The 6,333-nt window shown below is 58.4% G+C and carries 7 protein-coding genes; 4 read left to right on the plus strand and 3 right to left on the minus strand.

Going from position 1 to position 6,333, the window contains the following annotated elements; genetic code table 11:
* Positions 1 to 116: 116 nt before the first annotated feature.
* The 3 genes from AWB69_RS30970 to AWB69_RS30980 all read left to right on the plus strand — a co-directional run bounded on the left by AWB69_RS30970 (position 117) and on the right by AWB69_RS30980 (position 2,906).
* Complete coding sequence (locus AWB69_RS30970; protein ID WP_231937289.1) at positions 117 to 464, plus strand: DUF4148 domain-containing protein; 348 nt, start codon at positions 117 to 119, stop codon at positions 462 to 464.
* A gap of 395 nt (positions 465 to 859) precedes the next feature.
* A complete protein-coding gene (locus AWB69_RS30975; protein WP_062090634.1) occupies positions 860 to 2,032 on the plus strand; it encodes a metallophosphoesterase in 1,173 nt (390 codons plus the stop codon).
* A 286-nt stretch (positions 2,033 to 2,318) separates the two neighbouring features.
* Positions 2,319 to 2,906 carry a hypothetical protein gene (locus AWB69_RS30980; RefSeq protein WP_062090635.1) on the plus strand — a complete coding sequence of 196 codons (588 nt, stop codon included), beginning with the start codon at positions 2,319 to 2,321 and terminating at the stop codon, positions 2,904 to 2,906.
* A gap of 35 nt (positions 2,907 to 2,941) precedes the next feature.
* On the opposite strand, the gene AWB69_RS30985 is transcribed toward AWB69_RS30980, so the two are convergent.
* From AWB69_RS30985 to AWB69_RS30995, 3 genes are all read right to left on the minus strand, one after another.
* Positions 2,942 to 3,778: a DMT family transporter gene (locus AWB69_RS30985; protein ID WP_062090636.1), complete on the minus strand. Its 837-nt coding sequence runs from the start codon at positions 3,776 to 3,778 to the stop codon at positions 2,942 to 2,944.
* 464 nt (positions 3,779 to 4,242) lie between these two features.
* A complete protein-coding gene (locus AWB69_RS30990) occupies positions 4,243 to 4,710 on the minus strand; it encodes a CBS domain-containing protein (RefSeq protein WP_062090646.1) in 468 nt (155 codons plus the stop codon).
* Between the two features lie 77 nt (positions 4,711 to 4,787).
* Positions 4,788 to 5,108 carry a TFIIB-type zinc ribbon-containing protein gene (locus AWB69_RS30995; protein ID WP_062090637.1) on the minus strand — a complete coding sequence of 107 codons (321 nt, stop codon included), beginning with the start codon at positions 5,106 to 5,108 and terminating at the stop codon, positions 4,788 to 4,790.
* Positions 5,109 to 5,250: 142 nt separating this feature from the next.
* Between AWB69_RS30995 and nhaR the strand changes: the two genes are divergently transcribed.
* Complete coding sequence (gene nhaR, locus AWB69_RS31000) at positions 5,251 to 6,144, plus strand: transcriptional activator NhaR (protein ID WP_062090638.1); 894 nt, start codon at positions 5,251 to 5,253, stop codon at positions 6,142 to 6,144.
* Positions 6,145 to 6,333 lie beyond the last annotated feature (189 nt).

Raw genomic sequence — 6,333 nt, forward strand, 5'->3', positions numbered from 1 at the left:
AGAGTTGGTTAAGATACCCACGCGTGTCCGATGGCTCGCGAACAGGGTTGTAAAGGCGGGATTGTCTGGCACGTAGCGAAGCATGCAGGTCCAGCACGACAAACGCGGCGGACGCCATGGCGCTGCCGCACCAAAAAAAACCGCTTCTCGTGGAGAATCTCGTTATGTACCGAATCCGCATGGCTGCAATGGCTCTTGTCGTATCAGTATCGATCGCTGGGCTGACTGCCCCTGTCGCAATGGCGCAAACCGCCGCCAGCGACACTGGTGCATCCACACCGAAACAGGTGGAGAAAGCGCAACGCAAGGCCGCCCGAAAGGCTGCCCGCGCGAAGAAGAACGCCGAACTGAAAACTCTGGAAAAGAACGGCTATCAGCCTGGCGGTGACCAGACCAACTACCCGCAAAATATTCAGAATGCGGAGAAGAAGGCGGCGGCAGCCAAGGCGGCGTCCGCACCCTGAACGCAGCCGTTGGACGCAGTGTGACTGTACGAAAATAACCCGCTTTAAGCGGGTTATTTTTTCAAGTGACGCGATTGGCTTGGGCGTTCACGCAGGGTTGCCGGCCAAACCCGGATTCCTGTGCAGTTGCAGGCGTGGACGGGTCAGGCTTGCCGCCGTCTTCACGAAGTGCGACGCTTGACGAATCCTTTATGGCATGCACGTTGCAAGCCGTATAACGACGGTTGGGCACCGGCAGGTTTTTTGGTGAACCGGTAGAATCGGATGCCGTTTCGGGCCGGGTTTCTCTTCAGACGTTCCAACGTTTTGACCGATCGCGACGGATCGCGACGTTAGCAGTCGCCAGCCTCAATCTCGGTTGCAACCTACCGGCTTCACCTTCCACCAGGCGGTTTATGCGACGTTCCGCGTTTTTTATCCGCGTCATCGGTATCGGGATTCTGTTTCACGTGTACATAGGCGTGCGCCTGATTCCGGTTGCACCCGTTGGGGCGCCGCTGCGATGGCTCGCGGTGCTTGCGCTCGTGGTTTCGTGCTTGCTGATTCCGCTCGGCATGGCCGCGCGCAACATTAGCCAGCAGCCGCTGTCGGATCGTCTTGCATGGATCGGCCTGCTCACCATGGGCTTCTTTTCCTCGCTGCTGGCGCTGACGTTTCTCCGCGATATCGCGTTGCTTGTCCTGCACCTGATCAGCAGCGTTCACAAGGAGTCGGGCGGCTGGCCTGGGTTTATCGCCTGGAGCGCGCTTGGCGTGCCGCTGCTCGCCGTGCTGATCACGCTGTTCGGCATCTACAGCGCGCGCCGGCGCGCCGGGGTGAAAAACGTCGATGTGCCTATTGAGAACCTGCCTGCCGCGTTGAATGGATTCACCATCGTGCAGATCAGCGATATCCACGTGGGACCGACCATCAAGCGTCATTACGTGGAGAAGATCGTGGCGGCAGTCAATGCGTTGTCGCCGGACCTGATCGCCGTGACTGGCGACGTCGTCGATGGTTCGGTGCCGCATCTTGCTGCACATACGCGGCCGCTTTCGGACCTGAAGGCGCGCCATGGCGCGTTCCTGGTCACCGGCAATCATGAGTATTACGCGGGCGCGGACAAGTGGATTGCGGAATTCCGCAGGCTTGGGCTGAAGGTGCTGCTTAACGAACACGTGGTTGTGAATCACGACGGGGCGCGCGCGGTCGTAGCCGGCGTGACGGACTACGGCGCGGGGAGTTTCGATCCGGCGCACAAAAGCGATCCGGCCAAGGCCATGTCCGGCGCACCGGCCGACATTGCGTTTCGTCTCCTGCTCGCCCATCAGCCGCGCAGTGCGCCGGCGGCATCGAAAGCGGGTTTTACGCTGCAATTGTCCGGTCACACGCATGGCGGTCAGTTTTTACCGTGGAATTTCTTCGTCCGGTTACAGCAGCCGTTCGTTGCCGGACTCGAAAAGCTCAACGGCTTGTGGGTGTATACAAGCCGCGGCACGGGCTACTGGGGACCGCCGATACGGATCGGCGCCCCGTCTGAAATTACGCGTTTGCGTCTGGTGAACGTGAGCGGCGCGCAGCCTGCCTGAGCATCAGATTTAAATACCAGGCTTTGGCCGGTGTCCTGAAAAGGATGCCGGCGTTGCGTCGAATTCCGGTTGAATCGAATCGGTCATTATTAAAAATAGAATAACTCCGGTTTTATACATATTTGATTCAATTGTTTGATAATCAGAAATTAACGCGATTTCATGGACAGTGCTCCGGTGCGCGCTGTATAAATAGCGTTCGCAAATTAATGCGCCGACGCTTCTGAATCGAATTAATAATTCGATTCAGCACGCGATTTTATTTTCCTTCGCCCGGAGAAACTGCATGAACGCAAAATGGACTGTGGCTTTATCGCTTGCCTTGTTGATGGTGACTGCGCATGTCAGCGCGCAAACCGATCAGCAGCTTTCCAGTGCCGCAATTCAATCCGCGCTGAATGCCCCGCCCAAGCAGATCCATGCGCAGATTGTCGGGATCGACCCGGTTACGCGAACCCTGACGCTCAAAGGAGCGAAAGGCCGGGTAATGCCCGTTGTGATCGGCAAGGAAGTGACGAATTTCGACGCCTTGAAGATCGGCGATCGCGTGGATGTACAGGTCAGGGAGTCAATGCTGGTGAGGGTAGTAAAAGCGTCAGCGAAGGGGGATGAATTGCGAAAACGTGTTGATACCGAGGTTTATGCACCCGCATCGGGTTCTCAGGGTTTTGGCGCCGTGCACGAAACCGAGATTGTCGCAACAGTGCAGAGTATCAACAACAAGAATAAGACAATTACCCTGCGCGGTCCATGGCGTACAGAAACATTCGATTTAAGCTCTGAAATAGCAGCGTATAAATTGAAACCGGGCGACACCGTTCACGCTGTATTGATTTCAGCCACGGCGGTGGAAGTCACCCCCACGGCGAAATAATGCGTGACGGTGTTTGAAAATCGGCAAACCGCCAGTTAAATGCGGATCAGGACCGCGCCGGCCGTGACGAGCGCACACGCCAGCACGCGCCGCGTGGTCAGCTTTTCGCGCATGAACAGCCAGCCGATCAGAACCGCGAAGATCGAACTGAGCTCGCGCAACGCCGAGACCATTGCAATTGGCAGGTAACGAAACGCGATGATCACGATGGTGTACGCGACCATCGCGATCACGCCACCGCCCAGGGCTTGCAGCGAGCGTCGCGGGTCGTCGAGGAACAGGCGGCGCGGGCCGCCGTATCGGTAGAAAGCCATCGCGGCAAGGGGCACATTGAAGAGGATGTACGCCCACGCGATATAACCGAAGCCGCTGCCCGCCACGCGTACGCCAATGCCATCCACGATTGTGTAAGCGGAGATGAACGCGCCCGTCACCAGCGCAGCCGGCACGCTGGCGGTGGCGAAGCGGCGCTGGCGAAAGGCCAGCGAAATGATGCCCACCGACACCAGCATCACGCCTGCCAGCGCGATCGGCCGGAGGTGTTCCCCCGCGAATACGAATGCGCCCGCGAACACGAGCAAGGGCGAGAGACCCCGGGCGATCGGGTAGATCTGCCCGAAGTCACCGGCCTTGTAGGCTTTCGCGAGCGCGATGCAATAGCCGAGTTGCAAAGCTGCCGATGCCGCGATATACGGCCAGCTCTCACGCGCCGGCGCGGGCACGAACAGCAACACGACCGCCGAACACACGAGGTAGGGAAAAGACATCATGCCGAACTGCCAGACACGGTCGCCGCTGGTGTGCAGGAAGGCGTTCCAGGTGGCGTGCAGCAGCGCGGAGAACAGGACGAGCAGGACGATGAAAGGCTGCATCAGGACCGCGGAAAGGGCGACGGCACGGGTAACCGCGCGCGTGGCAAGGTAGGGCGTTTAGCGGCAAAAAGTGGCAAACGGCGAAGCGCCATTATGACAGAGAACAGGAGCTGCCGGTGTCCCAGGCGAGCCGCCCGTCGTGACAGTGCCGCCTGACCAGATCCGAAGCGCGTTGCGTTCGGCTCCACGGCGCTTTGCTTTACCTACCCTCACCGAAGCGAAAACCCACGCGCATAGGTCTTGCAGCAAACCGGTTACATCACAGCCGCCTGGGCTCGCCTCGTCCATGCGATGCATGAGGGTGGCGGCCTTAATGTGGAACTTGGTAGTTGTGGTGGAGCTTGAAAATTCAGGCGAGGGCTACAGGGGGCGTTTGCGCACCTCATGCCACGTAACCTCGCCAGGAGCTTCATTCGATGTCATTTCAGTCCGACAGAGTTTTCCCCAGGAACCGCGGAGCATGCCTAGCGCGTTTCAACCGCCAGCTCTGCTCCGTGGCTGTTGCCGCGAATGTAGTGCTCCAACTGGTGGATCGTGAACTGTTGCTCGGCAATCAGGTTCTTGACAAGATCGCCGATCGACACCATGCCGATCAGCATGCCACCGTCGATCACCGGAAGATGACGTATCCGGTTTTCGGTCATGAGCGTCATGCATTCGTCCGTCGTTTGATTCAGGCGAACGTACCGGACGGCGCGCGACATGACATCGCCCACGGGTGTCTCCTTTGACAACCGGTCGTGCAACACGATTTTCCGGGCATAGTCACGCTCGGTCACGATGCCGGTGATGTGCTCCCCGGACGTGACCACGAGCGCACCGATCTGTTTATGCGCCATCAGTTTGATCGCGTCGAAGACACTCGCTGACGCCTCGATCGTGTGAAATGATTGATCCGTTTTCGAACTCAGCAATTGTGCGACGGTTGCCATCATGTGCCTCACTTAAAAAAATAGGGTTGAGCAACTGCTCATGTTGCGCGAGTAAGCGCGCTCTTCAGCCAGCTTCGTCAGCCGAAGTCGAACAGGTCGCCGAGAAGCGACTTTTTCTTTTTGTACGGATAACGCCGGTCGCGATACTCGTCGTCGCCGTAACCGTGGCGTCGTTCATGATCGTTGTGATGACGCCCTTCATCATGGCGGCGCGCGACGGGCGTACTGGCCGCCGGCGCCTGCGCTTGCTGAACCGGTTCAGCAGCGGCGCGCTCGATCAGTTTGTCGAGCTCACCGCGATCCAGCCACACGCCGCGACAAGTCGCGCAATAGTCGACCTCGATTCCCTGGCGGTCCGTCATCAACAGATCCGGCGTCTTGCACACTGGACATTTCATTGCCTTGACTCCTTCGTCAAACACCTGAGCGAAGCCTCAATGTAATGGATGTAGGCTTAATGTAAAATTCGTATTTTAGACATCGATACCTCGGGAAAACCGATGTATCCCGATGTACCCAGGCATTGCCGCGGAGGCATGAATGAACTTCAAGCATTTGTATTATTTCTGGGCCGCCGCGCATGCTGGCGGTATTGCGCGCGCCGGTACGCAGTTGCATATCACGCCGCAAACGCTGAGCGGCCAGATCAAATTGCTTGAGGACGCGCTCAATAAAAAACTCTTCAAAAAGAGCGGCCGCAACCTCGAATTGACGGATGCGGGCCGGCTTGCACTCGACTACGCCGACGAAATCTTCTCGCTTGGCGCCGAGCTGGAAAGTGCGGTCAGGCAGGAGAAGGAAGCCGCGCGGACACAACTGCGTGTGGGCGTGGCGGATTCGGTTCCGAAGACGGTGGCTTACCGGCTGCTCGAGCCGGCATTGAACCTCTCGGATTCACTGCGGCTGATCTGTCACGAGGGCAAACTGCATGCGTTGCTTGCGCAATTGGCGGTGCATCGGTTGGACCTGATCATTGCCGACGCACCCATCCCGCCCGACGTGAACGTGAAGGCGTTCAACCACTCGCTCGGCCGCTCGACGCTCAGTTGCTTCGCGTCCAAAGCCCTGGCTGCGCGCGCTGCCAAGGCCTTTCCTGCGTCGCTGAGCGACATGCCGGTGCTGTTGCCCGGTACGGAATCAGCAGTCCGAAGGAAACTCGATCACTGGCTGAAATCCCGCACGATCTCGCCGCGCGTGGTGGGAGAGTTCGACGACAGCGCGCTGACGCTGGCCTTCGGCCGCGAGGGAAGAGGCGTGCTGTTTGCACCAACGGTCCTGGCAGCGCAACTCAAACGCGAGCATGGTTTGATCGCGGTTGGGCGTATCGACACGATCGTTGAAGAGTTCTTCGCCATCTCCATTGAACGGCGGATCAGCCATCCCGCCATATCGTCGATCATGAGCACGGCGCGCAGCGAACTGTTCAATGTCTAGACGGGAAGAAAATTCTTTACATTACATTTAACTTTCTACTATAACTGTCATACGTGTTGCGGACTGCCATGTCGCGCATCATGTCTCGGCCCGCCAGGCATGCCTGCGGGCCTTTTTTTGGTGCGCCGAGCATGCGCAACAGCTTGGGGGTGCAAGTCCCCTGTCCAACCTGATGGTGGTGAAGGACTA

Origin of the sequence: Caballeronia udeis (assembly GCF_001544555.2) — a bacterium.
Taxonomy (GTDB): Bacteria; Pseudomonadota; Gammaproteobacteria; order Burkholderiales; family Burkholderiaceae; genus Caballeronia; species Caballeronia udeis.

What these genes read in the sequence shown, in the direction of transcription:
- AWB69_RS30995 (WP_062090637.1), bottom strand. Translation starts at nt 5,108, where the DNA reads ATGAAATGTCCAGTGTGCAAGACGCCGGATCTGTTGATGACGGACCGC.
- AWB69_RS30985 (WP_062090636.1), bottom strand. Translation starts at nt 3,778, where the DNA reads ATGCAGCCTTTCATCGTCCTGCTCGTCCTGTTCTCCGCGCTGCTGCAC.
- AWB69_RS30990 (WP_062090646.1), bottom strand. Translation starts at nt 4,710, where the DNA reads ATGGCAACCGTCGCACAATTGCTGAGTTCGAAAACGGATCAATCATTT.
- AWB69_RS30975 (WP_062090634.1), top strand. Translation starts at nt 860, where the DNA reads ATGCGACGTTCCGCGTTTTTTATCCGCGTCATCGGTATCGGGATTCTG.
- nhaR (WP_062090638.1), top strand. Translation starts at nt 5,251, where the DNA reads ATGAACTTCAAGCATTTGTATTATTTCTGGGCCGCCGCGCATGCTGGC.
- AWB69_RS30980 (WP_062090635.1), top strand. Translation starts at nt 2,319, where the DNA reads ATGAACGCAAAATGGACTGTGGCTTTATCGCTTGCCTTGTTGATGGTG.
- AWB69_RS30970 (WP_231937289.1), top strand. Translation starts at nt 117, where the DNA reads ATGGCGCTGCCGCACCAAAAAAAACCGCTTCTCGTGGAGAATCTCGTT.